Raw genomic sequence first — 17,069 nt, 5'->3', positions numbered from 1 at the left:
GAAGAGGATACGTGGCGCGTTACGCTTGATCCCTGTCCGTTCAGTCCGGAGGCTTGGTCCTCTGTCCGTAGAAAACTCGCTGGCCGATACATGGCTGCTTTGGCCTTGCTGAATCCAGCGACTCATATTGTGCCACTCGTGGCACATGATTATAAGCCACACATCATACACTAGAGGAGGTAGCTTATGTTACGTAAATGGGGCATGACAGTACTCATGCTGCTGATTGCGCCTGCTTTGGCTTTTGCCCAGAACACGGGTAAAATCGAAGGCACCGTAATCGACGGAGACACTGGGGACCCGCTGCCGGGTGCCAGCGTGGCTCTCGTCGGCACGCAGTTGGGTACAATTACCGACATCGATGGGAATTATTTCATCATCGGTGTTCCGGTAGGTACCTATGACGTACAAGCTTCATTCGTCGGTTACTCATCGTCGGTCATCGCAAGCGTAGAAGTGTCTTCGGGTTACACCGCCCAGGACATTGACTTCACGCTTCGGGCCGGTGTCGAGCTCGACGAAATTGTTGTCGAATACGAACGTCCACTTATCCAGAAGGACGCCATCGGTGTCCCGAAAATCGTTTCCGCCGAGGATATCGTTAACCTGCCTGTGCGGGGTGTGACTGCGGTCGCGTCCATCCAGGCCGGTGTCGTTTCCCAGGAAGGATCGAATACACTGAACATCCGCGGTGGTCGCGGCAGTGAGGTCACCTTCTTCATTGACGGCGTCAAGGTGGTCGGTTCTGCTGCACTTCCGCAGTCGGCCGTCCAGGAGCAGGAAATGATCATCGGTAACATCTCGGCCCGCTACGGCGACGCGATGTCCGGTATCATCAACATCACGACCAAGTCGGGGTCACCGAAGTTCTTCGGTTCCTTCGAGGGTGTCACGTCCGAGTCCCTTGACGACTTCGGTTACAACCTGGCTTCCATGGCCATCGGTGGTCCGCTGGTAGGCGAGAAGGTCAACTTCTTCCTGGCAGCCGAGTATACGGATGAAACCGATCGTGCTCCACGTGCCGTCGGTGAACTCCGTCTGGACCGCGATGTGCTGGACCAGTTGGATGCATTCCCGGTATCCTTGCTGGGCGTGGACGGTGAGGGCAACGATGTTGTCATCCCCGTACCCGCCTCTCTGGCGGGTGGCGCAACCGTAGGTTCGCAGTACGTGGACAATAGCGGCAACGTGGTTGCTGTCGGTGGCGTCATCGGGTTCTCCGATGGTACCACGATCAGCGCCCCGGAAGGCACGGTTATCAGCAATCCTGAGATGGTGGAATCCGCAGGTCGCATTGACCCGGCGCTCTTCAAGCTCGATGAATCCAAGCGTGGTGCCGGATACAACCGTCTCGCGCTGAACGGCAATCTGACGTTCAACCTCATTGAGAACGTGCGCATCCGTGTAGGCGGGCGTTACGTGGGAGAAGAAACCACTGATATGCAGTCCACGCGCAGTTCCGTATTTGCACCGGACCCCGTACAAGTTCGTCCTCGTACGGACGTCCAGTTCTTCACGACGTGGACGCACTATCTGTCGAATTCCACGTTCTACCAGCTGCAGGTCGATTATACCGACCGCACGGGCAAGAACTACGATCCGCGCTTCGGTGACTCGTTCGACGACATCCTTCGTTACGGAGACTTCGAGGACGAGGCCTATGCAACCATCCGTGGTTACAAGAACGTTCGTTTCGACGCAGAGACGCGTATTGACGACCACGGAACGCCGGATGATGCGACTGATGACACCGAGTTCACGGTGCAGATTCCTCGTTACGAGTTCCGTTATGATGATGGCAGTTTCCCGAACTCTGAGACGATCGCCTCGCTCGTTTCGCCAAGTGGCGGTCTGGGGCCAGCATCAAGACTTTTCCGCTTTCACAACACACAGCTTCGTGTGAATGCCATGGCGACCACGCAGATCGGCATCCACCAGCTGGAATTCGGAGGGGAATTCGAAAAACAAACCATTCGTAACCACGAGGTCAATGGATTTTCAATTTCCCGCTTCGTTGCCGATGCAGACGGCCCTGAAAGCCTCGCAACGGGTGAAACCGGATTCACGTCCTACGACCAGTTGACGTGGACCCAGTTGGAGTCCCGCGTCGGCTATGTCGGATACAACTTCCGTGGAACGAAGGAAGTGGATGACGAGAATCTGGATGCCTATGTGACGGACAACACGGCCGATTTCGGTGATGCAGCGTACAATGTGGCGCCGCATGAGCCGATCTACTACGGCGGCTACGTCCAGGACAAGATCGAATTCCGGGACATCGTGTTGAACCTGGGTGTCCGCGTCGATGTGTTCGACAACAACACCCGCGTGCTGTTCGACAAGTTCTCCCGTCTTCCGATTGTCCGTGCCGGTGAGGCAGGTCTTGCGTCCGGTGCCATCGGTGAAGACTTCGCCGTGTACTACAACAGCGGCGCTGTTGAAGGCTTCCGCGACCTTGAAGGCAATTTCTACAACACCAATGGTGAGATTGTCCAGGCTGGCGAAATCCTTCTTTCCGGTGCCTCGCCGCAGTCCAAGGGCAACCTGGTCACGGAAGAAGTCTTCCGCGACTACGAACCGCAGGTGACGGTCATGCCGCGTATCGGTGTGTCGTTCCCGGTAACTGACCAGGCGCTGTTCTTCGCCCGCTACGGTGTCGTTGCACAGCGTCCGTCGAGCAACAACTTCACGTCGCTCGCCGGCATGTCACGGACCAGTGGCCGGATCAACAACAACGGCCTGGAGCCGGAGAAGACGATTGAGTACGAGCTCGGCTTCCGCCAGCGTCTCTCCACGCGGAGCGCACTCACGATCTCCGGTTTCTTCCGTCAGATCAAGAACCTGATCCAGCTGGAAGACATTACCACGGCACGGCCGATTCCGTACTCGTCCTACCAGAACCGGGACTTCGGTACCGTGAAGGGCTTCGAGTTCGATTTCGATCTTCGCCGGACGAACAATGTCTCGTTGAACGCGAACTACACCCTTTCCTTCGCGAAAGGCACGGGTTCAAGCTCAACGACGACCAGTACGATTGTCTGGATCAACGAAACGCCTCCGAACTTCATTTCGCCGCTTGATTTCGACCAGCGTCACAACCTGAACCTGTCCGTGGACTACCGTCTCGGAAAGGGCCAGGGACCGACGGTTGGCGGTGTCAAACTGCTCGAGAACTTCGGAGTCAACGTGCTTGCAGTCGGCAAGTCCGGTCTTCCTTACACGCCCCAGGTTGAGCCCTTCAGCGTGATCGAGTCCAAGGCTCCGATCCCGTCCGGTGGTATCAACTCCGACCGCACCCCGTGGACGACGCGTATCGATCTCCGGATTGACCGCAAGTTCGCCGTGGGCGATCGCACGAACCTGTCCGCATTCATCTGGGTCCAGAACCTGCTTGATGCCGACAATGTGTTCGGTGTCTGGCGCGCCACAGGATTGCCGGATGACGACGGTTTCCTCTCCACGCCAGGTGGTGCCACGTTCCTGTCCGGCAGCCTTCCGGTCGCCGAGGAGCTGTACCGCCATCGTACGCGGAACCTGGGTAATTTCGGTATCCCACGCCTGACGCGTGTTGGTGTCCGGCTTGACTTCTGATTGATGTGTGGAACGTAGCAGGGCGGACCCGTCAGGGTCCGCCCCTACCTCCTCACAACTGTCTGAACTCAAGTACCTTTATTGACCGAAATGCACGGAACAATATGCACTACATCAGAAAAATAACACTCCTGGTTGCCGCGGTAACACTGGGTCTGCTCGGCCAGACGGCTGAAGCCCAGAACGTCGGCAATTGCGAGCGATCGACAGCACAGCGTTTCTTGGACATCAACAATGTCCGGGCGCTTGTCATGAACAACGGCGGCCTCTTCTGGGCCGGTGGAAACAACGTTTACGAGATTCCGAAGGGCGGTGGCCACAACGCCATCTTCGCCTCCGGTATCTGGGTGGGCGGCCAGGTTGCAGGTCAGCTGCGCATGGCTGCTACCACGTACGGCCCGTGGGAATTCTGGTCGGGTCCCCTCAATGATGACGGCACGGCTCCGGCCGACTGTTCTCCGTGGGACCGGATCTGGAAGGTCTCCAAGGAAGACGTGGTCTCCTACGAAGGCACAGGCGTTGCCGTTCCGGATCTTGCTGACTGGCCGACCGGCCTCGGTGCTCCGACCCTGGATGCCGACGGCAACCTGATCGAGCTTCTCGACCAGCCCTTGGCCAGCCGCGTGGACCGGAAAATCAACCTCGGCGCGGGCGAACGTCCCCAGATCCTGGGCGACCAGATGCTCTGGTGGGTCATGAACGACCGGGGCAACTCCCACAACAATACGGATACTCCTCCTATTGGACTGGAAGCCCATGGATCGGCCTTTGCCTTCAACACGGCAGGAGCCATCGGCAACACCACGTTCTACAAGTTCCGCTTGTTCTACCGTGGTACGACTCCGCTCGAGGACGCGTACCTCGGCATCTTCTCCGATCCTGACCTCGGCGCGGCATTTGACGACTATGTCGGTTCAGATACCACCCTGGGTATGGGTTTCGTTTATAATGCCGACAACGACGACGACGGTGCTTATGGTGCCAACGTACCTGCCTCCGGCTACGACTTCTTCCAGGGTCCACTCGTGGATTCCAACGGAGTCGATGACGATGGCGATGGCGTAGTTGACAACCCGGGCGAGCGCCTGTCCATGACGGCCTTCGCCTACTACAACAACGGCGGTGGTGTGACAGGTGACCCGCAAACGGGCCCTGACTTCTACAACTACATGCAGGGCCGTTGGAAGGATGGTCAGCGATTCACCTTCGGTGGCAATGGTCGCGACTTTTCGTCCATTCCGACCTCGTTCATGTTCCCGGGCGACCCTGAAAGCGGCGAATTCTGGAGTGAAGTCAACTCGGACAACCAGGGCAGCGCAATTGCTCCGGCTGACCGTCGGTTCGTGATGTCCACGGGCCCCTTCACCATCCAGCCCAATGATGAGCAGGAAATGGTGTTCGGTGTCGTGACCTCCTTCGGGAGCAACCACCTGAACTCGGTGACGCAGATGAAGGCCGATGACGTACTGGCCCAGGCCGTGTTCGACATCGATTTCGCGCTGCCGTCGCCACCGGCTGGTCCGCGTGTCTCCGTAACGGAAAACAGCAACCAGGTATTGCTCGAGTGGGGCTACAATCCTTCGGACAACAACTACCTGGATTCGTACCGCGTGATTGACCCGCTGTTGTCTCCGGACGTTGCCGACCGCGACTACGTATTCGAAGGCTATGTCGTGTACCAGTACGCCAGCACGTCCGACCAGGACGGTGTTGTGCTTGCTACGTATGACGTAGTCAACGGCGTCACGCGCGTCATTGAAGGCACGGAACTCACGTTCCTCACGGCCGACGGTTCGGACCGCGGCGTCCAGCACTTCCACGTCGTGGATGGCTTGACCAACTACCGCACGTACGAGTTCGGCGTCCAGGCCTATGCCTACAACGCCGAGTCCGGACAGAAGGTCTATGCCGGTCCGATTACCCGGGTAAGCGCCGTACCAAGCCGTACGGATCTCATCCTGTCTGACGAAGCAATTGCCGCCACGCGGGCCAACGCAGAGGCTGACATTGTCGGAGCCGCCGCTGAGACCAACGTCGGTGATGGCAGTATTTCCGCGAACGTCGTCAACCCGGCGAGAATCACAGGCGGCAACTACGCTGTCGAGTTCTACACGGTTGATACGGCCGAGCTCGGCAAGCAGTTTGTCCAGACTGAAGATTACCGTCTCGAAGAGGGTGACATCGATGGCAAACCAGCACGCGAACCGGAAGGGAAGCTTGGCAAGTCGTCGAGTGCCGTGGTCGTTACGTACGACGTGACGAACACCACTTCGGGTACGAAAGTGTTCGACGGAACGGCAGCAGTAGCCGCGACAGGCGTCGCCGCTCCTGAGGGCAACGATGTCGTCCAGTTCGAAGGGCTGTCCATGAACGTGGGTGGCGCTCCGAATGACATCGCAGCCTTCCTGGTGGTAGCGAATGCCGCCGGACCTCTGGATCCGCCGGAAAACGGTGCCTTCGCTTTCAACGGCAACGGCTTCCCGTTCTCGGCTGGTACGGACCGCCCGACGTCGCGCCAGCAGGTCAATGGTTCTGCGTGGGGACTCCACACGGGCCGCAGCAGCTCCGCTGGCCACAGTGCCACGTATCCTACGTTCGTGAGCCGTGCCATGCGTAATGGCTGGGATGACGTGGTTCCTCATGACTTCGAAGTCCGACTGACGCAGGAGTGCTACAACGCGTGGCGCGCCGGACAGGACGCGGGTGAAGTTCTGGTAACGAACCCGACAGTCGATGGGTGCTATGCCTATGATCGCTTCAACATCTTTGACGGTCATTCACTGCTGCGTGTACCATTCGAGGTATGGCGCACGGGTATCGGCACGCCGAATGATCCTTCGGACGACGTCCGCATGGTCCTCGCAGGTATTGACTGGGTAGGCGATGGTTGGGGAATCGACCATGACGATCACCCCGTTTCCGGTGGCAACAACGATCCTCAGACGGACTGGAGCTATTGGTACCTGCCGCCATCCATGACGCCGGGAGAATCCGGACACAACGAATGGTTGCAGACGCTGATCGATACCTGCTATCCGGACAACGGCTCCTGTGATCCATACAATCACAGCCGGGAGACGTTTGCACGCATGGTGTTCGTGAACTGGAACGGCGGCGACGTAGCTGGCCAGGTCTACGATGCGGACATGCCGGAGGGCGGAACCGTCTTCCGTGTAGCCACGACGAAGCCGAACCAGCCCGGTGACGCCTTCACGTTCTCCACGGACGGTCTCGGCGCTCGCGCCAAAACCACCGAGGAAGCCACGGCAGCACTGGACAACATCGGAATCGTACCGAACCCCTACAAAGGTGCATCGGCTTACGAAGTCAGCCAGCTTGTTGACCAGGTGCGCTTCACGAACATGCCTAACACGGCTACCATCCGCGTCTTCACGCTGAACGGTACGCTGATCAAGGTGCTCGAGAAGAACAGCCCAGCCAACATGTTCCCTTGGGACCTGACCACCGATGAAGGTCTGCCTATCGCGAGTGGTATGTATATCATCCACGTCGATACGGACCTCGGTGAGAAAGTGCTCAAGTTTGGCGTCGTCAAGAAGCGTGTCCAACTCAACAACTTCTAGTTGAACGGGTCCTGTGAGGCGGGTTCGCCCGCCTCACAGCGGCCTCTCAATGCACTTCTTACACCGCAATAGAGACTACTAGGAGGACAACTGAAATGACCAATATGTCCAGAATCTTTCTGAACGCACTGCTGATCGTCGCAATGATCGGCATGAGCGCGCTGGACGCGAATGCAGGAGATGACAAGCGCCGCGGTACCGCTGGCGCAACGCAGCTTCTTGTACCGATGACAGCACGCAGCGCCTCACTGGGCGCTTCACTCACCAGTGGAATCACCGGTATGAACGGCCTTGAGGCCCTTTATGCCAACCCGGCCGGCCTTGCCCTGAACACGGGTACGGCAGCACTGTTCAGCCGCATGGAGTATGTCGCCGACATCGGCGTCAACTACTTCGGTGTTGCGCAGAACTTCGGCAACAACAACCTGGCCTTCATGGTCTCCTCGTGGGACTTTGGAGACATTCCTCTTCAGACGGAAATCCAGCCGGAAATCACGTCTGTGACGTATGACGCATCGTTCATCACCGCTGGTGTGACGTATGCACGTGTGTTCACGGATCGTATTTCGGCGGGAATCACGATGAAGGTCATCAACGAGAACATGGATGACGTAGCCGCCACGGCTGTCGCTTTCGATGCCGGTATGACCTATGTCGTCGGTGAGACGGGACTTCGCCTCGGCGTTGCCCTGAAGAACATCGGTTCTTCCATCCGGTACTCGGGTGTCGGTCTCACGCGTTCTGTCAAGTTGACGGATCAGCCGCCGAATGCGAACAACAACGCGCTCATCATTGATGCTGAAGGCGTTGAACTGCCGTCGTTGCTGAATGTGGGCGTATCCTATGCCCGCGAAGTCAGCGATGGCGCCGTTCTGACGGTTCTCGGAAACTTCCGCTCCAACTCGTTCGATCAGGACCAGTACAGCGGCGGTATCGAGCTCGGTCTGTTCGACGTTCTCTACCTGCGTGGTGGCGTTGACCTGGTCAGCGACTCCGACCTGTCGTTCTTCAACGGTACCAACTTCGGTGCCGGTGTGGATCTGCCGATGGGTGGAACGAACGTCCAGATTGATTATGCTCTGCGTTCAACGGATTTCTTTGACAACGTGTCCATGTTCACCATTGCCGTGAGCCTGTAACACACCGTCACAGAAGAATCGAAAGGCGGGGTGGATCAAATTGATCCACCCCGCTTTTTTATGTGCATGATCCGTTGTACGTCCATACTGCCAACATCCGGACTCCTTCGTCTGGGTAGCGCTGGTCTGCTCCTGGCGACAGCGCTGTTCCTGTCAGCCTGCTCAGGGAGCACCGATGAAGACGCCGCTGCGGTAGCTGAGGATGTGACTGCATCGCAATTCAGGAATGTGAACCTGGAGACCGGCTATGTGGGTGATGTGGCCTGTTTCCAGTGTCATGAATCGCAATACAACGGATTCAAGGAGCACGGAATGGCGAATTCGTTCTTCCCCCTTTCCAATGACACAGCCGTGGAACGCTTCGATGACACGGTTATCGTGGACCGCTCCTCGGGTTATGAGTACCGGACGTTCAAGACAGCGGAGGGCTACTTCATGGAAGAGGTCCTGCGATCCCCGTCCGGTTCGGTTCAGAACCGGCTGGTCCGGGAAATGGAATACGTTGTCGGTTCCGGTACCGTTGCCCGTACGTATCTGACCGAGGAGAATGGATGGTTCTACGAGTTGCCCATCACGTGGTATACGAATGCGGAGACGTGGGATTTCTCGCCGGGATACGAGTCCAACAATTCGCGGTTCGACAGGAAAATTGCGGACCGGTGCATGGCGTGCCACAATTCGGTCCCGGAGTCCATTCCCCAGACGGACGGGGCGTACGCTTCGGTTCCGTTCGGGATCGGTTGCGAAAAATGTCACGGCCCTGGCCAATTGCACGTGGACGAACGATTGGCTTCGCCGGAGCCGGAGGACGGACCGGACTATACCATTGTCAACCCGGCGCATTTGTCTCTCGACAGGCAACTCGACGTCTGTCAGCAGTGTCACCTGAACAGTACCGTGAGTCTGTTGCGTACGGATCGTACGGCGTATGACTTCCGCCCTTCACAGGATCTGGCCGATTGGGTGTCCTTCTTCGATACCCATGAGCAGAGTACGACAGGAGCCATTGGCGTCATTTCCCATGCGGACCGGATGAAGCAGAGCGCCTGCTTCACAGAGACCCTCCGTTTGCCGGATCCATTGCAGTGTACCACGTGTCACGATCCGCACGAAGGATTCCGGGACCAGGGCCCGTCCTACTTCAATGTAACGTGTCAGTCGTGTCACGCACCGGATGAACTGCAATCACGGTTCACGGACGATCCTGCTCGACTGGACCATCTGCCGACCGCCAATTGCATTGCGTGCCACATGCCCAAGGCGGACCTGGAGGAGGCCCCTCATTCTTCGTTCACGGACCACTGGATTCGCGTAATCGACGATGAACGGGCACCTGCCCCCATCCGGACAGCCGAGTCCGGCACACTGCGACCGTACTTCGAACGGGACACGTCGGGAGAAGGTCGGATGTACGAAGGCATGGCCAATGTCACATTGGGCCGCCAGACCGGAGACATGGCGTTGATTCGGAAAGGCGTCGATATGCTTGATTCTGCAGCATCGGACGGTCATACGAGCGGAGAAGCATCGTACCTGACCGGATATGCTCTTCAATTACTGGGGAAGGACGAACAGGCCATCCCGGCGCTGGAGGCTGCACTTCTGGACGATCCGGACCGCGTGGAGCGACTGAATGCCCTTGCCCAGGCTTATCAGCGTACCGGCCGCGACCCCGTAAAGATAGAGCAATTGTATCGCCGGGCACTGGTGGTTCAATCCAAGCGAGTGGATGTCCGGTTGAACTACGGCCAATTCCTCGAGTTACGGGGGCGCCTCGAGGATGCCATTGTTCAATACATCCAAGCCATCGCGGACGAACCGTGGAACGTCCTGGCACATTTCAACCTGGGCACGGCCCGACTGCAGGACGGCCGAATTGACGAAGCCGTCAACCATCTGGAGGATGCCCTCCAGCTCGATCCGCGGTATGTTCCTGCGTGGAGCAACCTGGGCTTCGCACGGGTTGCTCTCGATGATCTGGAAGGTGCCCGTACCGCCTTTGAACAGGGTGTCGCGATCAATCCGCGTCAATTCGAGGCTCTGGACAACCTGGGCACGTTCCATCTGAACAATGGGCGGGAATCCCTCGCCGTTGAATTCCTGGAGCGAGCTCTGGACCAGGCACCTGACCGGGCCGGGACGCGGGCCAAGTTGGCGTTGGCCTGGTTCCGCCTGGACGACATGGTGCAGGCCAGACGCGAAGCCGAGGCTGCCCTCAGACAGGATCCAAGTGTGGAGTTGGCCCGCCAGATCCTTGGTGCACTTTGAATGGACCCGCGCGTCAACGACCATCCAATTCGGCAGCAATACGCGCCGCATGGAATCGTCCGTTCTCAATGAACCAACGACTCGTGTTCAATCCGCCGCACACTGTTCCCGCCAGGAATACTCCCGACCGATGGCTTTCGAACGTTTCAGGGTCGTACAACGGGGTCCATGCATGGTCGTCCTGCCAGGTCACACCGAGCGCGCTGAGCAGATCGTAGTTCGGACGGTAGCCGGTCAGTGCCAGGACGACATCGTTCGGGATGGTCTGCGATGGCTCATTGCCGGTCTGGAACGTCAGCGTGCCGGTTCCAAGCCGAAGAATCCGGGAATTGAAGAACGCCCGGATGGCGCCCTCTTCAATCCGGTTCAACAAGTCCGGGCGAATCCAGTATTTCACTGACGCCCCGATGTCCGGTCCCCGGACGATCATGGTGACGTCGGCACCATTCCTCCGGCAATCCAAAGCGGCCTTGGCGGCTGAATTCTTGGCCCCGACGATGACTACGCGCCGTCCGGCGTACGCATAGGGCTCCTTGTAGTAGTGGATGGCCCGTTCGTCACCGGGTACGCCCAACCGGTTGGGAATGTCGAAGAAGCCCGTCGCAACCACCACGAATCGGGCCCGGATACGAGCATGCGCGGTGTGCAGGATAAACGCGCCCTGTTCGCCGTCCAGGCGAAGCACTTCTTCGAACAAAGCCAACTCCAGGGCTTCCGTCTGCGCCACCTTGCGGTAATAGTCCAACGCTTCTTCCCGGCGAGGCTTGTAATTGCGGGTGGAAAACGGGTGATTCCCGATTTCCAGCAATTCCGGAGTGGAAAAGAACTCCATGTTCGTTGGATAGCCGATCAGGGAATTCACGAGTGCCCCTTTGTCGACGACCAGGACCCGATGCCCAATGCGCTTCAGTTCAATGGCACACGCCAACCCGACCGGGCCGGCACCCACTACTACCGTGTCATAGGCGGGCCGGGCCGTTTCCTGCGTATCGGGAACGTCAGTGTTGGCCATTTCCGGTTCGTTTCTTCGCGAAAAAAGCCCGTAAGAGGTCTGCCGACGCATCTTCTTCAACGCCCGACAGGATATCCACATAGTGGTTCAGGCGATTATCCTGGGGGATATTGTAGAGCGTGGACGCCGCGCCGGCCTTCGCATCGAATGCACCGAAGACAATCCGCTCCACGCGGGCCAACACACTGGCGCCTGCGCACATGGGGCAGGGCTCCAGCGTCACATACAGCGTGGCCCCCTCCAGATGCTTGCTGCCCGTCGTGGCGCATGCGGCCGTAATGGCCAGGATTTCCGCGTGGGCCGTCGGGTCGCTCAAGCGCTCCACCTGGTTGTGCCCTCGACCGATGATCTGTCCGTTCTGGACCACCACTGCGCCAACAGGGACTTCCCCGTCGTCGAAGGCCCGCTGGGCTTCGCGCAGGGCCGTCTTCATCCATTGACGGTGCGGCGCAATGAGGGATTCCAGACTCATGGTTCCGTTCGGGCCAGGGGCATGGTCATGCATCGAGGTCCGCCCCGACCGCGGGACAACTCGTGACCATCCAGTTTGATGGCAATCTTTTCGCTGGCCTTGAAGCTGCTCTCCTCGTAATAGGACAGGAATCCCTGCGCGGTCACCACGCGGTATCCGAGGCGCGCCAGTTCGTCGAACGTCCGGGCGTTCCGTTCGTATCCAATGACCACGCCGGGGGCGATAGCGAACAGGTTTGCACCATCCGTCCATTGTTCTCGCTGTTGGCTGAGTGGGTCGTGGCCACCGCAGGGAATGAACGTGATTTTGCGATCCAGGACCATTTCAAGGGCCGAATGGAGGCTGTCCTGGATCCGGCAAGAGAATCCCAGCGGATCATCGCCCGGCGTGATGTGCAACACGTTGTGCAGCCCGGAGGTCTCGATGAGAGGCGGGAAGACCACGCATTCCGTCGGCGATGCAAACGTGAACACCGTATCGAGATGCATACAGGAGCGCTCCTTCGGCAGGTTCACCATGATGACATTCCGGATGGGCGTGCGGGCGAACAGCTGCCGGGCTACCGCCACGACCGCCCCGAACGACGTGCGTTCGGAACTCCCAATGAGCACGGTGTCTTCCGATGCGACCAGCAAATCCCCACCCTCGAAGGTGAGTCCGGGAGGGAGGGTCACGATCCGGTCCCGATAGGCTTCGAATGCACCGTGGTGTTGGACCACCACGTTCATGATGACGCTCTCCCGTGCCCGGGCAGAGGTGGCCGCGTGGCTCAGGACAATGTGATCACCCACCACGGCGGCCAGGTCCCGCATGAACAACAAATTCGGCAGCGGCAGCGCGTTGATGGGCAGCGAGCTCTTGCCGGCCAGGGCAAAATGGGTCAACTCGTCAGGAGAGAGACGTTTCAGGTCATCTGCGTAGGCCTGCAGGTTGCGGCCCGGCGATACGGCACACAACTCCTCCACGAACCGCTCGCGTGCATCGGCCATCTCGAGGGACTCCCGGAGCAGGGTTGATATCTGGACGACCGAACCGTCCGATCCGATTACTTTCTCGAACACCCGGCACATCAGTTCATGCTCTTTACGGGCATGGCTGACGAACAGGATGTCCTCGAACAACAGTTCTTCCCGATTCACGGGCGAAACCAGGTCCATTTCGGCACCCGGGGTGTGGACAATCACCTGGTTGAGCTGGGCCGTTTCGGAGGGTATGCGCAGGGTTACAGGGTCCATGGACTCAGAAGGTAAGGGTGAGGATGTCCACGTCACGTCGTGGGGCATTGGTTTCGTCGAATCCGGCGACCAGGATAATACGCCCGTCGGCCAATCGCGTGGCCGTATGGCCGAATCGTGGCTGCGGCATGAGCTCTCCGACGACCGGGATGGAGAAGAAGCGGTTGGCCGCCTCCACGAACAGTTCGATCTCGGAAATCATTTCCGAGCCGTCGGCTGAACGCCCGCCGAAGAGCGCGGCCCCCACTCCAGGTATATGAACGGCGGCGCTCCGCAAGCGGGGGTGCGCCGGTCCCGGGGCGGATGCGAACAGCAATCCTGCTTCGGTATCCTCGTCGAAGATCATGGTTTCGGGGACCAGGGTGTCTCCCATGCGGAAGCCGTGGACCAGGTACCGACGGTGTTCGCCCAGCGGCGCATCGTCCAGCGCGACCTGGACATGGCCGGCCATGGGCTCGATGCCGGGGCCGATGGCGGTAGTGCGGGCAAAGAGCGTATCGTTCCTGAGTTCGAACAGGCGAACATCATTGCGGATGCCGAGCTCGGGCACAGGCGTGTATTGGACATCGCCGCGGCCGCCGAAGAGTGTTATGAAGGTGCCGTTTTCGCCGGTCTTGAGGCTGGCGGTATGATACATGCGCCGGATGGGATCACCGATGACCGGAATTTCCATGGCATACCCTTCTTTCTGGACGATTTCCACGATCTCGACGAGCTCGGATGGATCGGTGATGTTGCCCGCCGTGCCACCGCCCAGCACGATCACGCGGTCATCCGGTAGCGCAAGGGCGGTATGGCCGACACGCACGGCGGCCATGCCTTTCTGATCCGGTACGAAAAGGGGAAGATCGTCCGGGCGGAAGTGGATGTCATTGTACCCCTCGCCGCCTGCACCGAACGACCCACCCGTAAGAATGAGCCAGTCGTTGGTTACCGGCGTCAACGTGTGACCACCCATGTAGAACGGCAGCGTATTGTCCTCATTGACGCGCACTTCGGCCCGGGCCACCAAGGTGTGGGTTTCCTCGGAGAGGAGGACCTCAGCGTCGCTCCAGACTTCCATGTTCAATGTATTCAGACCTCCGGTCAACGGAACGTTGCCGGACCACAATGCGTCGGCGTCCTCGCGCACCATGGGTACCGAGTTCACGGTCACGCGCGTCACGTTCCGTTCGGCGGTCACCCGGAGGGTCAATTCCAACGTGGAGTCCGGCAAGGCCCGCGCAAGGTCGGGGGAAACCACCTCGATCGTGGTTGAGGGTGGCGTAGCAGTGTCGGTGTTGCATCCAAGCAACAGCAGGAAAAACAACAACAGGGACGGCATGTTCACAGGTTTCATGGTTCGTAGCCCACGGCTTCCAGGACCAGGCCATGGGCCGGGGCCGCGGGACCCGCGAGGGTCCGGTCCGTGGCATCAAGGATATGAGGGATAACGGTTGGTTCGTGTTTGTGGTGCCCGATGTCGAGAAGGGTGCCGACCATGGAGCGGACCATGCCATGCAGGAACCGATCCGCCCGCACGACGAAATCCCAGCGGCCAGGATACGGTCCGGCCGACCAGGACGCCTCATATACGTGACATCGGCGGTTGGTGGTTTCCGATTTCGTGCGACAGAATGAAGAGAAATCGTGCTGTCCGATGAACAGGGCGGCGGCGGAATTCATGGCGGTGAAGTCCGGTTCAGGCCGTACATACCAGACGAAGGAGCGTTCCAGCGCGATGGGTTCAACGGAAATGCGGTAACGATAGCGTCGCCAGCGTGCCTGGAAACGGGCGTGGAAGTCGTCCGCGACATGGCACACCCCACGGATGGCAATGCTGCGGGGGACGAGGCCGTTCAGGCTCGCCTTCAGTCGTACCGGATCCAACACGGCCTCTGTTGAAAAGTGGGCTACCTGGCCCGATGCGTGGACGCCCGCATCGGTGCGTCCGGAACCCGTGATGGACAGGTCTTCCAATCGAACGGCCGTCCGCAATGCGCGTTCAATGGCTTCCTGGATGGTCGGACGATCCGGTTGGATCTGCCAACCGCTCCAATCCGTACCATCGTATTCTATGTCCAGCCGGTAGGTCGGCATACTGAAGGATCCATTGTTGCGGAATCATGTCGGAATTTAGCGTTCACGTGCGTCGGAAACGGATCTACATGACCGGTTTCATGGGATCCGGCAAATCGGCCGTGTCGCCGCATGTTGCACAATTGCTGGGGTATGACTCCATGGATCTGGACAGGATGATCATGGAGACCGAGGGCATGTCCATTCCGGCCATCTTCGATGTGCTTGGTGAGCAGGCTTTCCGGGATGCGGAGCAGCAGGCCCTGCAGGCGACCTCCGGCTTGGAGGGCGTGGTGGTGTCGCTCGGCGGTGGGACCATCATGAATCCCCGGAATCTCGCCTTCTGCAAGGAGCAAGGGGTCCTGGTGGGCCTGCGCGCGCCCGTGGATGTACTCTGCCGACGATTGGCACGCAGGGCCGGAACGCGTCCGCTGCTGTTGGATGCACACGGCCGGATGTTGACGGGTCCCGCGTTGCGGGAGCGCGTGGTATCCCTGCTGGCCACACGATCTCCGGTCTACGAACAAGCGGATATTCTGGTGGATACTGGGGACCGGCGTGCAAAGGATGTGGCAGAAGACGTGGTGGATGCGCTCCGGCGGTGGCCGTGAGCAAGCACAGGCATTGCTGCGCCACTATTGGCACTACGATGCGTTCCGTCCGGGCCAGTGGGAGGTGATTGCTCCGGCTGTCCACGGGCGCGATGTGCTGGCCCTGTTGGCTACGGGGTCCGGGAAGTCCATCTGTTACCAGATGGCGGGGCTGCTGCGAGGGGGGTGTACGCTCGTGATATCCCCGTTGGTTGCGCTCATGGCCGACCAGGTCGCCGGACTGGTCGGCAGGGGCATTCCGGCGTTCGCGCTCGCCGGGCAGGTCTCTCCGTTGCTGTACCGGACCATCCTGTCCTTCGCGCGGCGGTCGGAGCCATTCTTCGTCTTCCTGGCGCCGGAACGCCTTCCTTCGAAAGCGTTCCGGCGCCTCCTGCGACACCTGGATGTCCGGCTGCTCGTGGTGGACGAGGCGCACTGCGTGAGCGAGTGGGGGCTCACCTTCCGGCCGTCGTACCGCCGGATCGGTCCGTTCCGGACGGAGCTGGGGAGTTTGAAGGGTGAACAGCCCAAAATCATCCCCCTCATGGCCCTCACGGCGACGGCTACACCGGCCGTCCAGCGCGACATGATCCGGGGCTTGGGGTTGGGAAAGAGGGTGAAAGGAGGGCTGGGGTTGGGAAAGAGGCCTGGCAGGGGGCGGCTCTTCCGGTGGACAGGGAGCTGCGACCGGTCGAACCTGACGTTCTCGGTGTTCCATGTGGCCGACCCCATGCATCGACTGCTTGACATCCTGGAGGCGGTCCCGGGGCCAGCCATTGTGTACGACAGCACGCGGGTGGGCGTTGAACGATGGGCGGATCGGCTGGAACGGGCCGGTGTTTCAGCCACACACTACCATGGAGGCCTGCGGACCGGGCAGAAGGAGCGCCACCAAGCGGATTGGATGCGGGCCCGATGCCGTGTCATGGTGGCCACGAATGCCTTCGGCATGGGTATAGACCGACCGGACGTCCGATTGGTCGTCCATGTCGGCCTTCCGGAATCGTTGGCGGCCTACTTCCAGGAGGCGGGGGGGGGGGGGGGGGGGGGGCCCCCCCCCCCCCCCCCAGGGGGGGTGTTGTAGGGACACCCACCCCGGCGCCCCCCCCGACCCCCCCGG

The 17,069-nt window shown here is 59.7% G+C and carries 11 protein-coding genes; 6 read left to right on the top strand and 5 right to left on the bottom strand.

What is annotated here, in order from left to right; genetic code table 11:
- Positions 1-204 precede the first annotated feature (204 nt).
- The 4 genes from RIE53_00335 to RIE53_00320 all read left to right on the top strand — a co-directional run bounded on the left by RIE53_00335 (position 205) and on the right by RIE53_00320 (position 10,582).
- Positions 205-3,591: a carboxypeptidase-like regulatory domain-containing protein gene (locus tag RIE53_00335; GenBank protein MEQ9103120.1), complete on the top strand. Its 3,387-nt coding sequence runs from the start codon at positions 205-207 to the stop codon at positions 3,589-3,591.
- A 104-nt stretch (positions 3,592-3,695) separates the two neighbouring features.
- The gene (locus RIE53_00330; GenBank protein MEQ9103119.1) at positions 3,696-7,175 is read left to right on the top strand and encodes a T9SS type A sorting domain-containing protein; all 3,480 of its coding nucleotides are present in this window, start codon (positions 3,696-3,698) and stop codon (positions 7,173-7,175) included.
- A gap of 104 nt (positions 7,176-7,279) precedes the next feature.
- Positions 7,280-8,314, top strand: coding sequence for a PorV/PorQ family protein (locus RIE53_00325; GenBank protein MEQ9103118.1), 1,035 nt, complete (start codon positions 7,280-7,282; stop codon positions 8,312-8,314).
- A gap of 66 nt (positions 8,315-8,380) precedes the next feature.
- Positions 8,381-10,582, top strand: a complete 2,202-nt coding sequence (locus RIE53_00320; GenBank protein MEQ9103117.1) for a tetratricopeptide repeat protein — start codon at positions 8,381-8,383, stop codon at positions 10,580-10,582.
- Positions 10,583-10,595: 13 nt separating this feature from the next.
- Here RIE53_00320 and RIE53_00315 read toward each other — a convergent pair whose 3' ends face one another.
- Genes RIE53_00315 through truA form a run of 5 tightly spaced genes read right to left on the bottom strand, consistent with a single transcriptional unit; the run spans position 10,596 to position 15,380 of the window.
- Positions 10,596-11,594 carry a YpdA family putative bacillithiol disulfide reductase gene (locus RIE53_00315; protein MEQ9103116.1) on the bottom strand — a complete coding sequence of 333 codons (999 nt, stop codon included), beginning with the start codon at positions 11,592-11,594 and terminating at the stop codon, positions 10,596-10,598.
- Positions 11,581-12,066, bottom strand: a complete 486-nt coding sequence (tadA, locus tag RIE53_00310) for a tRNA adenosine(34) deaminase TadA (protein MEQ9103115.1) — start codon at positions 12,064-12,066, stop codon at positions 11,581-11,583. The genes RIE53_00315 and tadA overlap by 14 nt, the downstream gene beginning before the upstream one ends.
- A complete protein-coding gene (locus RIE53_00305; GenBank protein MEQ9103114.1) occupies positions 12,063-13,301 on the bottom strand; it encodes an arginine deiminase family protein in 1,239 nt (412 codons plus the stop codon). The genes tadA and RIE53_00305 overlap by 4 nt, the downstream gene beginning before the upstream one ends.
- A gap of 4 nt (positions 13,302-13,305) precedes the next feature.
- The gene (locus tag RIE53_00300; protein MEQ9103113.1) at positions 13,306-14,640 is read right to left on the bottom strand and encodes a hypothetical protein; all 1,335 of its coding nucleotides are present in this window, start codon (positions 14,638-14,640) and stop codon (positions 13,306-13,308) included.
- Complete coding sequence (truA, locus tag RIE53_00295) at positions 14,637-15,380, bottom strand: tRNA pseudouridine(38-40) synthase TruA (protein ID MEQ9103112.1); 744 nt, start codon at positions 15,378-15,380, stop codon at positions 14,637-14,639. The genes RIE53_00300 and truA overlap by 4 nt, the downstream gene beginning before the upstream one ends.
- Positions 15,381-15,406: 26 nt before the next feature.
- On the opposite strand from truA, the gene RIE53_00290 reads away from it, so the two are divergent.
- Both RIE53_00290 and RIE53_00285 read left to right on the top strand, forming a co-directional pair.
- Positions 15,407-15,970 carry a shikimate kinase gene (locus RIE53_00290; protein ID MEQ9103111.1) on the top strand — a complete coding sequence of 188 codons (564 nt, stop codon included), beginning with the start codon at positions 15,407-15,409 and terminating at the stop codon, positions 15,968-15,970.
- A complete protein-coding gene (locus RIE53_00285) occupies positions 15,927-17,033 on the top strand; it encodes a RecQ family ATP-dependent DNA helicase (protein MEQ9103110.1) in 1,107 nt (368 codons plus the stop codon). The genes RIE53_00290 and RIE53_00285 overlap by 44 nt, the downstream gene beginning before the upstream one ends.
- Positions 17,034-17,069 lie beyond the last annotated feature (36 nt).

The organism is Rhodothermales bacterium, assembly GCA_040221055.1.
Classification (GTDB): domain Bacteria; phylum Bacteroidota; class Rhodothermia; order Rhodothermales; family UBA10348; genus 1-14-0-65-60-17.
Note: the sequence above shows the minus strand (reverse complement) of the source record. Positions and strands in the feature narration are given on the sequence as shown.

Excerpts from the sequence above, each read along its gene's own strand:
- RIE53_00335 (MEQ9103120.1), top strand. The coding sequence starts at position 205 with ATGACAGTACTCATGCTGCTGATTGCGCCTGCTTTGGCTTTTGCCCAG.
- RIE53_00330 (MEQ9103119.1), top strand. The coding sequence starts at position 3,696 with ATGCACTACATCAGAAAAATAACACTCCTGGTTGCCGCGGTAACACTG.
- RIE53_00325 (MEQ9103118.1), top strand. The coding sequence starts at position 7,280 with ATGTCCAGAATCTTTCTGAACGCACTGCTGATCGTCGCAATGATCGGC.
- RIE53_00320 (MEQ9103117.1), top strand. The coding sequence starts at position 8,381 with ATGATCCGTTGTACGTCCATACTGCCAACATCCGGACTCCTTCGTCTG.
- RIE53_00315 (MEQ9103116.1), bottom strand. The coding sequence starts at position 11,594 with ATGGCCAACACTGACGTTCCCGATACGCAGGAAACGGCCCGGCCCGCC.
- tadA (MEQ9103115.1), bottom strand. The coding sequence starts at position 12,066 with ATGAGTCTGGAATCCCTCATTGCGCCGCACCGTCAATGGATGAAGACG.
- RIE53_00305 (MEQ9103114.1), bottom strand. The coding sequence starts at position 13,301 with ATGGACCCTGTAACCCTGCGCATACCCTCCGAAACGGCCCAGCTCAAC.
- RIE53_00300 (MEQ9103113.1), bottom strand. The coding sequence starts at position 14,640 with ATGAAACCTGTGAACATGCCGTCCCTGTTGTTGTTTTTCCTGCTGTTG.
- truA (MEQ9103112.1), bottom strand. The coding sequence starts at position 15,380 with ATGCCGACCTACCGGCTGGACATAGAATACGATGGTACGGATTGGAGC.
- RIE53_00290 (MEQ9103111.1), top strand. The coding sequence starts at position 15,407 with ATGTCGGAATTTAGCGTTCACGTGCGTCGGAAACGGATCTACATGACC.
- RIE53_00285 (MEQ9103110.1), top strand. The coding sequence starts at position 15,927 with ATGTGGCAGAAGACGTGGTGGATGCGCTCCGGCGGTGGCCGTGAGCAA.